Genomic DNA, 13,185 nt, shown 5'->3' on the forward strand with positions numbered 1-13,185 from the left:
AGCACATTAGTTCGCGACAATGCGGACTAATGTCGCCAAAATAACCCCTCTCAAGACTTTAAGGACAGCAGCCTCACATGCGCATACCCCGCATTTATCACCCTGAACCGTTAACCGCGCACAGCGAAATTGCGCTCAGTGAAGATGCCGCGAATCACGTCGGGCGCGTTCTGCGCATGCAACCTGGTCAGGTCATTCAGTTATTTGACGGCAGTAATCACGTCTTCGACGCCAGCATTACGCAGGTGGATAAGAAAAATGTGCGCGTCAGCCTGGGCGACGGTGTGCTGTCAGACAATGAATCCCCGCTGAATTTGCATCTCGGCCAGGTGATTTCACGCGGCGAGAAAATGGAATTCACTATTCAGAAATCCATTGAACTGGGCGTGAATACCATTACGCCGCTGTTTTCCGAACGCTGTGGCGTGAAACTTGACGGCGAACGGCTGGAAAAGAAATTGCAGCAGTGGCAAAAAATCGCCATTGCCGCCTGCGAGCAGTGCGGCCGCAACCGTATTCCGGAAATTCGTCCGGTCATGCAGCTTGAAGCCTGGTCTGCCGAGCAGGACGACAGCCTGAAGCTGAATCTGCACCCGCGCGCCAGCCACAGTATCAATACCCTGCCGCTGCCGGTGAATCATGTTCGCCTGCTGATCGGCCCGGAAGGCGGTTTATCCGCCGACGAAATTGCAATGACCTCCGGCTACGGATTTACTGATATCCTGCTGGGACCCCGTGTTCTGCGTACAGAAACTACAGCACTCACCGCGATAACGGCCTTACAGGTTCGTTTCGGCGATCTGGGTTAAGAGGAGACCAAATGATCAAGCTTGGCATCGTGATGGACCCGATTTCATCCATCAACATTAAAAAAGACACCAGTTTCGCGATGTTGCTCGAAGCGCAGAGTCGTGGCTACGAGCTGCATTACATGGAAATGAATTCCCTGTATCTGCGTGGCGGCGAAGGCCGTGCAACCACCAAAAAGCTCAACGTGAAGCAAGATTACGACGGCTGGTATGAATTCGGCACCGAACAGGATATCGCCCTGCAGGAACTCGACGTGATCCTGATGCGTAAAGATCCGCCATTCGATACGGAATTCATTTATGCCACTTACATCCTTGAACGCGCTGAAGAAAAAGGCACGCTGATCGTCAACAAACCGCAGAGCCTGCGCGACTGTAACGAAAAGCTGTTCACTGCCTGGTTCCCCGAACTGACGCCGGACACGCTGGTGACACGCAACTCAGCTCAGTTAAAAGCGTTCCATAAAGAACATACCGATGTGATCCTCAAGCCGCTCGACGGCATGGGCGGCGCATCAATCTTCCGCCTGAAACCGGAAGACGCGAACGTTTCTGTTGTCATCGAAACGCTGACCGAACACGGCAGCCGTTTCTGTATGGCGCAGAACTATCTGCCTGCCATTAAAGACGGTGACAAACGCGTTCTGGTTGTCGACGGTGAGCCGGTGCCTTACTGCCTGGCGCGTATTCCTGCGCAGGGCGAAACCCGTGGCAATCTGGCTGCCGGTGGCCGCGGTGAAGCACGTCCGCTAAGTGAAAGCGACTGGGCGATTGCCCGCACCGTTGCGCCGATCCTCAAGCAAAAAGGCCTGATTTTTGTCGGTCTGGATATCATCGGTGATCGCCTGACCGAAATTAACGTCACCAGCCCGACCTGTGCGCGTGAAATCGAAGCAGCATTCCCGATTTCCATCACCGGTATGCTGATGGACGCTATCGAAAAGCGTCTGGCTGCACGCTAATCACGAAATACCGTCATTAACGGGTTATCCGCACTGCCGGGTAGCCCGCTTTTTTAGATGACGCTGCCGTAATAAACTGGCTTGTCTGATTTTGTTTCTATTTTGAGGTTAAACATCCTACATACCATGAATCTACAACATCACTTTCTTATTGCGATGCCCGGACTGGACGAACCCCAGTTCAAACGTTCGGTCGTGTATATCTGCGAACATAATGAAGACGGCGCAATGGGTCTGGTGATTAATAAACTGGTCGAAGATTTCACCGTCGAAAATATGCTCGATAAACTCGATATCAGCCCTGAGCCACGCGATCCGGCGATCCGCCTCGACCGTCCAGTGTTTTCCGGCGGCCCTCTGGCAGACGATCGCGGTTTTATTTTGCATACGCCGCGTGAAGGTTTTGGTTCCAGTATCCGGATTTCAGACTGCACCATGATCACCACGTCCAAAGACGTTCTCGAAACGCTGGGCACGCCTGACCAGCCGAAAAATGTGCTGGTAGCACTTGGGTATGCAGCCTGGGAACAGGGACAGCTTGAACGGGAACTGCTGGAAAATTCATGGCTAACCATTGAAGCGAGCAGCGACATTCTGTTCCACACACCGATTGCAGACCGCTGGCGTGAAGCCGCGAAAATGATCGGCGTGGATGTCAGCCAGCTTGCCACCCACGCAGGGCACGCATAATGGGTAACCGTACAGTTTTCGCCTTCGACTTCGGCACCAAAAGCATCGGCCTTGCGATCGGTCAGGAAGTCACCGGCACAGCACGGCCTCTGACGTCGTTTAAAGCGCAGGACGGCACGCCGGACTGGCAGAAGATCGAAAAGCTGCTGAAAGAATGGCTTCCGGATGTGGTCGTGGTTGGCCTGCCGCTGAACATGGACGGCACCGAACAGCCGCTGACGGCACGTGCGCGTAAGTTTGCCAACCGTCTGCATGGCCGTTTTGGCGTTCAGGTGGAGCTGCATGACGAACGCCTGAGCACCGTTGAAGCCCGCGCAGATTTGTTTGACCGTGGCGGTTTTCGCGCGCTGGATAAAGGCAGCGTGGACGCGGCTTCGGCAGTCATCATTCTGGAAAGCTGGTTCGAGAAACAATGGAGTCAGTCCTGATCCGCAGCCAGTAACCCTGCGCTTTGCCGCTGCTGGCGGCTTTGCGCAAATGTCTGCATTCCGGCCTGTGCACCGGTTTGCAGCACGTCCGCCAGCTGATGTGTTTTCCCCTCACGGATCAGATTGCCCACGCCCGGTGTGGATGTCAGCACTTCAAACAATGCCACCCTTCCACCCTGCTGTTCCTCCGTCGCTTTCGTTACCACCAGCTTTTGGGCAATCACCGCCCGTAAACTTCCTGCCAGCTGTGCACGCACAAACGCCTTTTCTTCTGCGGGAAAAACATCGACCAGCCGGTCAATCGCCTGCGTGGCATTGCGCGTGTGCAAGGTCGCCAGCACCAGATGCCCGGTTTCTGCCGCGGTCAGCGCCAGCCGGATGCTGTCGGTGTCGCGCAGTTCACCCAGCAACAACACATCCGGATCCTCACGCAGGGCACCGCGCACGGCCTCAGCGAAAGACCGCGTATGCTGCCCCAGTTCACGCTGCTGGATCAGGCAACGCTGGCTGATGTGAATCAGTTCAATAGGATCCTCAAGCGTAATGATATGCCGCGCCGTCTGCCGGTTGAGATGATCAATCAGCGCCGCCAGCGTGGTGGATTTCCCGCTGCCTGTCGCGCCGGTGACCAGAATCAAGCCGTCTTCCTGCATAATGAGTCGCTGCAAAACGTCAGGCGCGTCAAGCGTAACCAGATCAGGGCAATGCGCCGGAATGGGTCGCAGCGCCGCGGAAAGCCCGTGCCATTGCTGAAAAAGGTTGAGCCGCATCCTCACGCCCGCGCCCAGCGTGAGCGCTTTATCCACCTGTCCGGCCTGATGCAGACAGGCAAGTTGCGCGGTATCCAGCCACTGGAGGCTGAGTTCCTGCATCGTCGATGCCTTCACCACCGGCAGATCCTCACAGCGGCATAATTCACCATCAATGCGTAACATTGGCGGATAGCCGGTACAAAGGTGCAGATCAGAGGCATTTTGCTTTACACTACGCCCCACTAATCCATCAATATCCATGTTGAAATCCTCCCGAGTCCTTATGAGCCTGAGTCAGCAAAACGCTATTGAGCAGAACTTACAGAATGTCCGCGAAAAAATCGCAGCCGCTGCACAGCTTTGCGGCAGGTCTCCAGAAGAAGTTGCTTTGCTTGCAGTCAGCAAAACGAAACCTGCGAGCGCTGTCGAAGAAGCTATCGCCGCCGGGCAGTTTGCCTTCGGTGAAAACTACGTGCAGGAAGGCGTGGATAAAATTGCCCACTTTGCCGGGCATCAGCCTGCGCTCACCTGGCACTTCATCGGGCCATTGCAATCAAACAAAAGCCGTCTGGTTGCCGAGAATTTCGACTGGTGCCATACGATTGATCGCCTCAAAATCGCCCAACGCCTCAATGAACAACGCCCGGCTGATCTGGCGCCATTGCAGGTTTTAATTCAGGTGAATATCAGCGATGAAGCCAGCAAATCCGGCATTGCGCTGGAAGATGTCTCGGCGCTGGCGGCGCAAATCATGGCGATGCCTAACCTGAATCTGCGCGGCCTGATGGCAATTCCGGCGGCAGAAACTGATTACGCAAGGCAGCTCGAGGTTTTCAGCCAGATGCGTGACGCGCTGAAAACATTGCAGGCCATTTGCCCGCAGGCGGATACGCTTTCGATGGGCATGACTGACGATATGCCGGCAGCCATTGCGGCGGGCAGCACGATGGTGCGCATCGGTACGGCGATTTTCGGTGCCCGCGATTACAGCGCCAAACCGTAACCGCCGTGATGCAGTAAACTGTTTTAAATCATCAATAAATGACTAACTTATCCCCTGTTCTGACAGCAAGGAGCACCAATGCAACATCGTAAACTCTGTTTTATCGGCGCCGGTAACATGGCAGGCGCGATTATTGCGGGTCTGGTCGAAAGCGGCTATCCGGCAAATCTGGTCAGCGTTTGTGCCCCTTCCACCACGCACCGCGACGCGCTGGCTGAAAAATATGGCGTGAAAAGCAGCAGCGATAACAGCGGCTGCGCAAAAGACGCTGATGTGGTGGTACTTTCTGTAAAACCACAAATGATGGCCGATGTATGTAAAGCACTGCAAAAAGACGTGGATTTTAGCGGCAAGCTGGTACTGTCGATTGCCGCAGGCGTCAGCGTGGCGCGTTTCTGCGAGCTGCTGGGCGATAATCTGAACATTGTGCGTATTATGCCTAACACGCCGTCTCTGGTCGGAAAAGGCATGAGCGGTTTGTTCGCGCCAGAACAGGTTTCTCAGGCTGACCGCGATTACAGCGGCCAACTGGTGACCGCCGTCGGCAAAGTGTGCTGGGTCGATACAGAAGAAGGCATCAACCATATAATTGCTGCCGCAGGCAGTGCGCCGGCGTATTTCTTCCTGTTTATGGAAGCGATGCAGGCCGAAGCGCAGCGTTTAGGCTTTAGTGCAGAAGCCGCGCGGATGCTGGTCGAACAGGCTGCAAGCGGGGCTACCGCCCTGGTCGCCGCCAACCCAGACACGCCATTGTCACAACTTCGTGAGAATGTGACGTCCAAAGGCGGCACGACGTTTGAAGCACTGAAAGTTTTCACCGATCGTAAATTACCGGAGATTGTCTCCGAAGCCATGCAGGCCGCCATTACCCGCGCACAGGAAATGGAAAAACAGTTTTAACATACTTAGATAAGGCAATTTATGCTGACCAATTTGTTAGTCATGGTAATTAATACTTACGCAATGATTTTGCTGCTGCGCATCTGGATGCAGTGGGCGCGAACAGACTTTTATAATCCGTTATCCCAGTTTGTCGTGAAAGTGACGCAGCCGGTTATCCGCCCGCTTCGCCGGGTGATCCCGCCGCTGGGGCCGGTTGACAGCGCATCATTGCTGATTGCGTTCCTGCTGCTGACGCTCAAATACCCGCTGATGGAGCTGATTATCAGCGGCGGGATCTCACTGAGCCTGGTGAATTTGCTGGCAGGTCTGGTTTCGTTAATCAAAACCGCAGGCTCGCTGATTTTCTGGGTCGTGATTATCCGCTCCCTGCTGAGCTGGGTGACGCAAGGCCGTGGCCCGATGGATTACCTGCTGATGCAGTTAACCGAGCCGCTGATGGGACCAATTCGCCGCATCTTACCTGCGCTGGGTGGCATCGATTTTTCAGGCATGATTATCGTGATTATTCTTTATATTCTCGATAATTTCTTCGCGAACTTAAATTACATCGGGACATTATGGCAACTGCCGTAACTCCCGTGAGCTGGCAGTCCGATGCGCTGGTTTTGCGGCTGATTATTCAGCCCAAAGCCAGCCGCGACAGCCTGGTCGGTTTGCATGGCGACGAATTCAAAGTCGCCATCACCGCGCCACCCGTGGACGGTCAGGCCAACACACATCTGGTGAAATTTCTCGCCAAACAGTTTAAAGTCGCCAAAAGTCAGATAAGCATTGAAAAGGGCGAGCTGGGCCGCCATAAACAAGTCCGCATTACGAATCCGCAAAATATCCCGACCGAGGTCGCGGTACTGCTCGCTGAATAAACTCATTTCAGATGGTCTTCAGGACGTTATTTTATGCAAAAAGTCGTATTGGCTACCGGCAACGCCGGTAAAGTCCGTGAGCTCGCACATCTTCTGGCCGACTTTGGGCTGGACGTCGTCGCGCAAACTGAACTCGGCGTTGAATCCGCTGAAGAAACCGGCCTGACGTTCATTGAGAACGCCATTCTTAAAGCCCGCCACGCGGCGGCAGAAACCGGTTTACCGGCTGTGGCCGATGACTCCGGCCTGGCCGTTGATTTTCTGGGCGGCGCGCCGGGGATTTATTCCGCACGTTATGCCGGTGGAGACGCCAGCGATCAGCAAAATCTCGACAAACTGCTCGTCGCGTTAAAAGACGTGCCGCAGGGCCAGCGCAACGCGCAATTCCATTGTGTTCTGGTCTATATGCGCCACGCAGAAGACCCGACGCCGCTGGTGTGCCACGGCAGATGGCCGGGTGAAATTGCGTTTGCGCAAGCCGGTGAAGGCGGTTTTGGCTACGACCCGATTTTCTTCGTTCCTGAACTGGGCAAAACAGCCGCAGAGCTGACGCGTGAAGAAAAAAGCGCGGTGTCGCACCGTGGTCAGGCGCTGAAACTGCTGCTGGCGGCGATGAAAGAGGCTGTACAGAAGAATGCGTAAGTTGCCGCCGCTGAGTCTCTACATTCATATTCCGTGGTGCGTGCAAAAATGCCCCTACTGCGATTTCAACTCGCACGCGTTAAAGGGTGAAGTGCCGCACGACGATTATGTCGCGCATGTGCTGGCGGATCTGGATGCGGATCTGCATCTGGTGGGCGATCGCAGCGTAGGGACGATTTTCATCGGCGGCGGAACGCCAAGCCTGCTGAGCAGCAAAGCGATGCAAGACCTGCTCGACGGCGTGCGGGCACGTTTGCCGCTTGATGCCGGGGCTGAAATCACGATGGAAGCCAACCCCGGTACCGTCGAAGCCGACCGCTTCAGTGCTTACCAGCGCGCCGGTGTGAACCGTATTTCGATTGGTGTACAAAGTTTCGATGCGCAGAAACTGGAGCGTCTGGGGCGTATTCACGGGCCGGAAGAAGCTAAACGCGCCGCGCATCTGGCCACCGGCCTTAACCTGCGCAGCTTCAATCTGGATCTGATGCACGGTTTACCGGATCAGACGCTGGAAGAAGCGCTGGACGATTTGCGTCAGGCCATTGCACTGAATCCGCCACATTTGTCCTGGTATCAGCTGACCATCGAGCCTAATACGCTGTATGCCTCGCGTCCGCCAACGTTGCCGGATGACGACGCGCTGTGGGATATCTTTGAGCAAGGCGATCAGTTGCTGACGGCCGCGGGTTATCAGCAATACGAAACGTCTGCCTACGCAAAACCCGGCTATCAGTGCCAGCACAATCTCAACTACTGGCGCTTCGGGGATTATCTCGGCATCGGTTGCGGTGCGCACGGCAAGCTGACACAGCCCGACGGGCAAATCCTGCGCACGGTCAAAACCAAGCATCCGCGTGGTTATATGCAGGGACGTTACATGGACAAACAGCATCCGGTGGAAACCGAAGATTTGCCGTTTGAATTCTTCATGAACCGTTTCCGTCTGCTTGAAGCCGCGCCGCGCGAAGAGTTTGGGTTGTATACCGGGCTGGATGAATCGGTTATCCGCGCGCAGCTCGATGAAGCCATCAGCAAAGAATATCTGCTGGAAACCGAAACCCACTGGCAGATCACCCGCAAAGGCAAACTGTTCCTGAATTCACTGCTGGAATTGTTTTTGGGTGAGTAAATCGGATAGCAAAAAGCCGCCCAGAAGGGCGGCTCCTGAAGTGCTCAGTACTGGCCTATATTGACGCTGAAATTGACATGTGAAACGTTAACGTTCAACCCATCTCCGCCAGACGTCATCATAGAACCGAGCACTATGAGTAGCGCATAAATGCACTTCTTCATATTTGCAGTTTCCTGAAGAAACCGCGTTTCACCAAATCACGCCGGGATAACGTGGCAAATAGCCAGCATTTGTTGGAGTACTGACTTTCGCGGTGTGACAGTTCTAATCCCTGAGCCCGGTGTTCCGTCGCTAAACGAACGAATTAGTCCCGCCAGGATATTATCACCTGAAATATCATTTCGTAACTTAATTGTATCGCATGAAATATTTATACTAGTGCCGAAGAATCAACCTATGTTTCGGATTGCAGCGAGGCTAAATTGGGTATAATATCGCCGCTGTTGGAGTGCTGGCTTTCGCGATATTCACGAAAGTAGAATCCTGGGAGATGTAGCGCTAACTGCTTTTCCCAACAAAAAAACCGCTTAATTGCGGTTTTTTTGTTTATGAATTTTGAGGAAGGAAATTACTGCTTCAAATCCGTCAGCAAGGTTTTGTGCTGAGTATCCAGCGCGGTGACGCGTTTACAAACATCATCGCCAAAGGCTTTGAATTCTTTTTCCTGTTTGTTCCATTCTTCCTGCACCGCCTGTTGCAAGCCACCAAGATTACCCATCATCGCCTGCAGCGGGTTACCGCCGCTCGCCGCTTGTTTCAGGCCCATCTCATTGATGCTGTCTTGCATCACGCCGCCCATGGTTTGTTCCATCAGCTTCTGACCGTTCTGTTTCACCTGATCCACGGCTTTATGGTGGAACGTCAGGCCATCGGGGCGATGCTCGATGATGAGATTCATCTGCTCTTTAAGCTGTTTGTCGAGATTTACCAGACGGTTACGCACATTACTGTCGGTGCCGAGTTTGTTCACGATCACACGGTCCACGGCGACGCGGCCTTTTTCCAGATGTGCGGTGGCACCCTGATCAATCCACGGCAAATCTCGGCGCAGCGAGGCCTGATAATCGATCGCTTCCTGACGCTGTTTTGCGCTCAGGGTGAGGTCTTTTCCATTGAGAGTCACATTGCCGTTTGGCGTGATCAGTAAATCACTGCTGCTGCCCACAACCTGCACGGTCTGCGGTTTGATGATCACATCCTCTTTCGGCTGCACGGCGCACTGATAATCCGCCTGCGCACTCCACGCCGTCAGCGCCAGCAAGGCCGCTACCGATGCTTTAACAACTCCAGTTTTTACTAACATGTACTCTCCCTTAAGACAGCAAACTCAAAAAATTGAACGGCCAATACGTTGCGCCAGTAATTCTAAGGCAGCAATACCTGCCAAAGAGTTCCCCGCCGCATCCAGTTCCGGCGACCAGACTGCGATACACATCTCTCCCGGCACGATAGCAATAATGCCGCCACCGACACCGGACTTGCCTGGCATTCCGACGCGGTAAGCAAATTCGCCGGCACCGTCGTACATGCCGCTGGTCACCATCATTGCGTTAATCTGGCGCGCCTGGCGGGCATCAATCAGCGGCTGCTCATTGCCCAGCGGATGTCCCTTGTTCGCAAGATAAACGAACGTTCGCGCCAGTTCCTCACAACTCATGCGCAACGCACAATAGTGGAAATAGGTTTGCAGCACGGTGATGACGTCATTATCGAAGTTACCGAAAGATTTCATCAGGTAAGCGATAGCGGCGTTGCGATCGGAATGATCGAACTCAGAGCGCGCGACGTGCCGATCGTAGTTGAGATCGGCCGAACCAGCCAGCTGACGTACCACTTCGAGCATTCTTTGCTTCGGCGCGGACAGGCGGGTTTGCAGCATGTCGCAAACCACCAGCGCACCGGGGTTGATAAACGGATTGCGCGGCTTCCCCTGCTCCAGCTCAAGCTGAACCAGCGAGTTAAACGGCTGACCGGAAGGTTCTTTACCTACGCGTTGCCAGATTTCGCTTTCCTGATAGCGGGTCAGCGCCAGCGTCAGGCTGAGCACTTTAGAAATCGACTGGATTGAGAACCGGGTATTGGCATCACCGGCACGAAAGATCTCCCCTTTCGTGGTACACACGGCAATCCCCAGATGATCAGGGCTGACTTCTGCCAGCGCGGGAATATAGTCGGCAACTTTGCCACGGCCAATCAGCGGCCTGACCTGCGCAAGAATATCTTCCAGCAAACTGTTATCGAGCTCGGTACCCAATGTCCTTCCTCCAGATGTAACAAAGGTGCCGGGAAGGCACCTTTAATTTCAACGATAATTATGAATCTGTGGAATTCAGTCCCACCAGATATCAAATAAATCGCTGACTTCAACGTCTTCCATTTTCTGGTCTTCCAACCATTTTTTGACCTGCGCGCGATGGTCATCGGTGCAATGACCGATATCCTGACGGCAAACCAGACCTTCCCATTGCAGATAGCCACTGCCGTCGAAGGCCAGCTTGTTTGGCTCGATCACACCGTCAATGAATTTATCCAGTGATGCGTCAATGGTTTCTACCGCGGTACCTTCCGGGAAACGCCATTTTACAGAGAAGCCCAGTTCCTGGAACTCGGCAATGTGTAACTTCTTACGTAAACGACGACTGCGATTTGTAGCCATTATTGCTTCCTCTCAAACATCAGATCCCATACGCCGTGGCCTAAACGCTGGCCACGCATTTCGAACTTGGTGACCGGGCGCGATTCCGGGCGCGGTACATAATTGTTTTCCTGCGACAGGTTTGCCCAGTTTTCAAGACGGGTCATCACCTCAAGCATGTGCTCCGCATACGGCTCCCAGTCGGTTGCCATGTGGAATACACCGCCCACTTTCAGTTTCATACGCAGCTTCTCAACGAACTCCGGCTGCACGATTCGGCGCTTATTATGACGCGCTTTGTGCCACGGGTCAGGAAAGAATAGCTGCACCATGTCGAGCGAGCCATCCGGAATCATTTTTTCCAGCACTTCTACTGCATCGTGACACATCACGCGCAGGTTGCTGACGCCCTCTTCGTGCGCGGTCGCCAGACAGGCACCGACGCCCGGTGAGTGTACTTCAATGCCGATAAAGTTCTGATCCGGATTCTGCTGCGCCATGGTGACCAGCGAAGTCCCCATCCCGAAACCGATTTCCAGCACGACAGGGGCGGAGCGACCGAATAAGGTATCAATTGCCAGAGCTTCCGGCTGAAACTCCACGCCCATCAACGGCCAGAAGTTATCCAGCGCAAATTGCTGACCTTTGGTCAGACGGCCCTGACGGCGGACAAAGCTGCGGATACGGCGCATCGCGCGACCGTTCTCATCGAACTCCGGAGAAATGACGTCGTTTTTCATGGTGTTTCCACTCCGTTACGCAAGACGCGGTATTCGGTCACTGCTGTAATTTGGTCATTAACTGTTAAGAATGGCGCATTATCCAAACTTACTCCCGATTAGCAAGGTTTGCGGGCAGGAAATCCGTCAATACAGTGCGGAAAGTTCCGGTTTACAGCCCGACGGGAACTGTGATGTGATCAGCCCCGTCTTTTAACCCTGCCGGACTGTAATTCACCCATGATGGAAGCCCCCACTTTTTCGCCGCTGGTGCTCGACTGGTATCAGCGCTATGGCCGTAAAACGCTGCCGTGGCAAATCGCCAAAACACCTTATAAAGTCTGGCTTTCAGAAGTGATGTTGCAGCAAACGCAGGTCGCGACCGTTATTCCTTATTTCGAACGGTTTATGGAACGCTTCCCGACGGTGTCCGATCTCGCCGCCGCGCCGCTTGATGAAGTGCTGCATTTGTGGACCGGTCTGGGCTATTACGCCCGCGCGCGTAACTTGCATAAAGCGGCGCAGACTATTGCCACTCAGCACAATGGCGCGTTTCCGACCACCTTTGATGAAATTCTCGCGCTGCCGGGCATTGGTCGTTCTACCGCAGGCGCGGTGCTGTCGCTGGCGTTAAACCAGCACTATCCCATTTTAGACGGTAACGTGAAGCGCGTGCTGGCCCGGTGTTATGCCGTTGACGGCTGGCCGGGCGAGAAGAAAACCGAAAACCGTTTGTGGAAGATAAGCGAAGACGTCACGCCCGCCGAAGGCGTCGCACAGTTTAATCAGGCGATGATGGATTTAGGCGCAATGGTCTGCACCCGCAGCAAACCCAAATGCGAACTGTGCCCGGTGAAATCCGGCTGCGAAGCCTACGCGCATCACAGCTGGGCAAAATATCCGGGTAAAAAACCCAAGACAACGCTGCCGGAAAAAACTGCCTTTATGCTGATGATTCAGCATGACGATAAAGTCTGGCTGGAGCAGCGTCCGCCGGTAGGCCTGTGGGGCGGTTTATTCTGTTTTCCGCAATTTGCGACCGAAGACGAGCTTGCAGTGGGGCTTCAAAAATACGGTGTTACGCAAAATCAGTTGCAGCAGCAGACCGCTTTTCGCCACACTTTCAGCCATTTCCATCTGGATATCGTCCCGATGTGGTTAAATCTGCGAACGACAGCGGGTTGCATGGATGAAGGTGCGGGTCTCTGGTATAACTTAGCGCAACCACAACAGGTCGGGCTGGCCGCGCCGGTCGAGCGCTTGCTGACGGCTTTGGCAAAACAGACCGATGGCAAAAAACCGTCCCAACAGAACGATCATAAGGAATTAGCATGAGCAGAACGATTTTTTGTACTTTCCTGAAACGCGATGCCGAAGGACAGGACTTCCAGCTGTATCCGGGCGAGATCGGCAAACGTATTTTCAACGAAATTTCGAAAGAGGCCTGGTCGCAGTGGATGACCAAACAAACCATGCTGATCAACGAAAAGAAACTCAGCATGATGAATCCGGAAGACCGCAAACTGCTGGAACAGGAAATGGTTAACTTCCTGTTTGAAGGTCAGGATGTTCATATTGAAGGCTATACTCCGCCTTCAAAATAACGCTCAGCACAGACATTCAGGCAGGTTCGTGCGCGGCCTGCTT

General features: G+C 54.0%; 17 protein-coding genes. 12 read left to right on the plus strand and 5 right to left on the minus strand.

Going from position 1 to position 13,185, the window contains the following annotated elements; all coding sequences use genetic code 11:
• Positions 1-77: 77 nt before the first annotated feature.
• The 4 genes from rsmE (at position 78) to ruvX (ending at position 2,889) form a co-directional block, all read left to right on the plus strand.
• Complete coding sequence (rsmE, locus tag ACM5QY_RS00385) at positions 78-809, plus strand: 16S rRNA (uracil(1498)-N(3))-methyltransferase (RefSeq protein ID WP_416118747.1); 732 nt, start codon at positions 78-80, stop codon at positions 807-809.
• An 11-nt stretch (positions 810-820) separates the two neighbouring features.
• Positions 821-1,771 (plus strand): glutathione synthase, encoded by a 951-nt coding sequence (gene gshB, locus ACM5QY_RS00390; protein ID WP_416118748.1) that lies wholly within the window; start codon positions 821-823, stop codon positions 1,769-1,771.
• 126 nt (positions 1,772-1,897) lie between these two features.
• Entirely contained in the window at positions 1,898-2,461 is a 564-nt protein-coding gene (locus tag ACM5QY_RS00395; RefSeq protein WP_416118749.1) for a YqgE/AlgH family protein, read from the plus strand.
• On the plus strand, positions 2,461-2,889 hold the full coding sequence (gene ruvX / locus ACM5QY_RS00400) for a Holliday junction resolvase RuvX (RefSeq protein WP_416118750.1): 429 nt from the start codon (positions 2,461-2,463) through the stop codon (positions 2,887-2,889). The genes ACM5QY_RS00395 and ruvX overlap by 1 nt, the downstream gene beginning before the upstream one ends.
• Here ruvX and ACM5QY_RS00405 read toward each other — a convergent pair.
• Positions 2,880-3,902, minus strand: coding sequence for a type IV pilus twitching motility protein PilT (locus tag ACM5QY_RS00405; protein ID WP_416118751.1), 1,023 nt, complete (start codon positions 3,900-3,902; stop codon positions 2,880-2,882). The two genes, ruvX and ACM5QY_RS00405, sit on opposite strands and share 10 nt — an antisense overlap.
• A gap of 22 nt (positions 3,903-3,924) precedes the next feature.
• Between ACM5QY_RS00405 and ACM5QY_RS00410 the strand changes: the two genes are divergently transcribed.
• From ACM5QY_RS00410 to hemW, 6 genes are all read left to right on the plus strand, one after another.
• Complete coding sequence (locus ACM5QY_RS00410; protein ID WP_416118752.1) at positions 3,925-4,644, plus strand: YggS family pyridoxal phosphate-dependent enzyme; 720 nt, start codon at positions 3,925-3,927, stop codon at positions 4,642-4,644.
• Between the two features lie 78 nt (positions 4,645-4,722).
• Entirely contained in the window at positions 4,723-5,544 is an 822-nt protein-coding gene (gene proC, locus ACM5QY_RS00415) for a pyrroline-5-carboxylate reductase (protein WP_416118753.1), read from the plus strand.
• Positions 5,545-5,565: 21 nt separating this feature from the next.
• Complete coding sequence (locus tag ACM5QY_RS00420) at positions 5,566-6,120, plus strand: YggT family protein (RefSeq protein WP_416118754.1); 555 nt, start codon at positions 5,566-5,568, stop codon at positions 6,118-6,120.
• On the plus strand, positions 6,105-6,410 hold the full coding sequence (gene yggU, locus ACM5QY_RS00425; protein WP_416118755.1) for a DUF167 family protein YggU: 306 nt from the start codon (positions 6,105-6,107) through the stop codon (positions 6,408-6,410). The genes ACM5QY_RS00420 and yggU overlap by 16 nt, the downstream gene beginning before the upstream one ends.
• A 33-nt stretch (positions 6,411-6,443) precedes the next feature.
• Positions 6,444-7,052 carry an XTP/dITP diphosphatase gene (locus ACM5QY_RS00430; protein WP_416118756.1) on the plus strand — a complete coding sequence of 203 codons (609 nt, stop codon included), beginning with the start codon at positions 6,444-6,446 and terminating at the stop codon, positions 7,050-7,052.
• Positions 7,045-8,181 (plus strand): radical SAM family heme chaperone HemW, encoded by a 1,137-nt coding sequence (gene hemW / locus ACM5QY_RS00435; protein ID WP_416118757.1) that lies wholly within the window; start codon positions 7,045-7,047, stop codon positions 8,179-8,181. The genes ACM5QY_RS00430 and hemW overlap by 8 nt, the downstream gene beginning before the upstream one ends.
• A gap of 571 nt (positions 8,182-8,752) precedes the next feature.
• Here hemW and ACM5QY_RS00440 read toward each other — a convergent pair.
• From ACM5QY_RS00440 to trmB, 4 genes are all read right to left on the minus strand, one after another.
• A complete protein-coding gene (locus tag ACM5QY_RS00440) occupies positions 8,753-9,487 on the minus strand; it encodes a YggN family protein (RefSeq protein ID WP_416118758.1) in 735 nt (244 codons plus the stop codon).
• A gap of 24 nt (positions 9,488-9,511) precedes the next feature.
• A complete protein-coding gene (glsB, locus tag ACM5QY_RS00445; RefSeq protein ID WP_416118759.1) occupies positions 9,512-10,438 on the minus strand; it encodes a glutaminase B in 927 nt (308 codons plus the stop codon).
• A gap of 75 nt (positions 10,439-10,513) precedes the next feature.
• A complete protein-coding gene (locus ACM5QY_RS00450) occupies positions 10,514-10,840 on the minus strand; it encodes a YggL family protein (protein WP_416118760.1) in 327 nt (108 codons plus the stop codon).
• Entirely contained in the window at positions 10,840-11,559 is a 720-nt protein-coding gene (gene trmB, locus ACM5QY_RS00455; protein WP_416118761.1) for a tRNA (guanosine(46)-N7)-methyltransferase TrmB, read from the minus strand. The genes ACM5QY_RS00450 and trmB overlap by 1 nt, the downstream gene beginning before the upstream one ends.
• A 219-nt stretch (positions 11,560-11,778) precedes the next feature.
• On the opposite strand from trmB, the gene mutY reads away from it, so the two are divergent.
• Complete coding sequence (gene mutY / locus ACM5QY_RS00460; protein ID WP_416118762.1) at positions 11,779-12,873, plus strand: A/G-specific adenine glycosylase; 1,095 nt, start codon at positions 11,779-11,781, stop codon at positions 12,871-12,873.
• Positions 12,870-13,142: an oxidative damage protection protein gene (locus ACM5QY_RS00465; protein ID WP_104923222.1), complete on the plus strand. Its 273-nt coding sequence runs from the start codon at positions 12,870-12,872 to the stop codon at positions 13,140-13,142. Before mutY ends, ACM5QY_RS00465 begins: the two co-directional genes overlap by 4 nt.
• Positions 13,143-13,185: the final 43 nt, after the last annotated feature.

Origin of the sequence: Rahnella sp. PCH160, from assembly GCF_047784855.1 — a bacterium.
Taxonomy (GTDB): domain Bacteria; phylum Pseudomonadota; class Gammaproteobacteria; order Enterobacterales; family Enterobacteriaceae; genus Rahnella.

Coding starts and splice junctions, on each gene's coding strand:
- rsmE (WP_416118747.1), top strand. CDS start 78: ATGCGCATACCCCGCATTTATCACCCTGAACCGTTAACCGCGCACAGC.
- gshB (WP_416118748.1), top strand. CDS start 821: ATGATCAAGCTTGGCATCGTGATGGACCCGATTTCATCCATCAACATT.
- ACM5QY_RS00395 (WP_416118749.1), top strand. CDS start 1,898: ATGAATCTACAACATCACTTTCTTATTGCGATGCCCGGACTGGACGAA.
- ruvX (WP_416118750.1), top strand. CDS start 2,461: ATGGGTAACCGTACAGTTTTCGCCTTCGACTTCGGCACCAAAAGCATC.
- ACM5QY_RS00405 (WP_416118751.1), bottom strand. CDS start 3,902: ATGGATATTGATGGATTAGTGGGGCGTAGTGTAAAGCAAAATGCCTCT.
- ACM5QY_RS00410 (WP_416118752.1), top strand. CDS start 3,925: ATGAGCCTGAGTCAGCAAAACGCTATTGAGCAGAACTTACAGAATGTC.
- proC (WP_416118753.1), top strand. CDS start 4,723: ATGCAACATCGTAAACTCTGTTTTATCGGCGCCGGTAACATGGCAGGC.
- ACM5QY_RS00420 (WP_416118754.1), top strand. CDS start 5,566: ATGCTGACCAATTTGTTAGTCATGGTAATTAATACTTACGCAATGATT.
- yggU (WP_416118755.1), top strand. CDS start 6,105: ATGGCAACTGCCGTAACTCCCGTGAGCTGGCAGTCCGATGCGCTGGTT.
- ACM5QY_RS00430 (WP_416118756.1), top strand. CDS start 6,444: ATGCAAAAAGTCGTATTGGCTACCGGCAACGCCGGTAAAGTCCGTGAG.
- hemW (WP_416118757.1), top strand. CDS start 7,045: ATGCGTAAGTTGCCGCCGCTGAGTCTCTACATTCATATTCCGTGGTGC.
- ACM5QY_RS00440 (WP_416118758.1), bottom strand. CDS start 9,487: ATGTTAGTAAAAACTGGAGTTGTTAAAGCATCGGTAGCGGCCTTGCTG.
- ACM5QY_RS00450 (WP_416118760.1), bottom strand. CDS start 10,840: ATGGCTACAAATCGCAGTCGTCGTTTACGTAAGAAGTTACACATTGCC.
- trmB (WP_416118761.1), bottom strand. CDS start 11,559: ATGAAAAACGACGTCATTTCTCCGGAGTTCGATGAGAACGGTCGCGCG.
- mutY (WP_416118762.1), top strand. CDS start 11,779: ATGATGGAAGCCCCCACTTTTTCGCCGCTGGTGCTCGACTGGTATCAG.
- ACM5QY_RS00465 (WP_104923222.1), top strand. CDS start 12,870: ATGAGCAGAACGATTTTTTGTACTTTCCTGAAACGCGATGCCGAAGGA.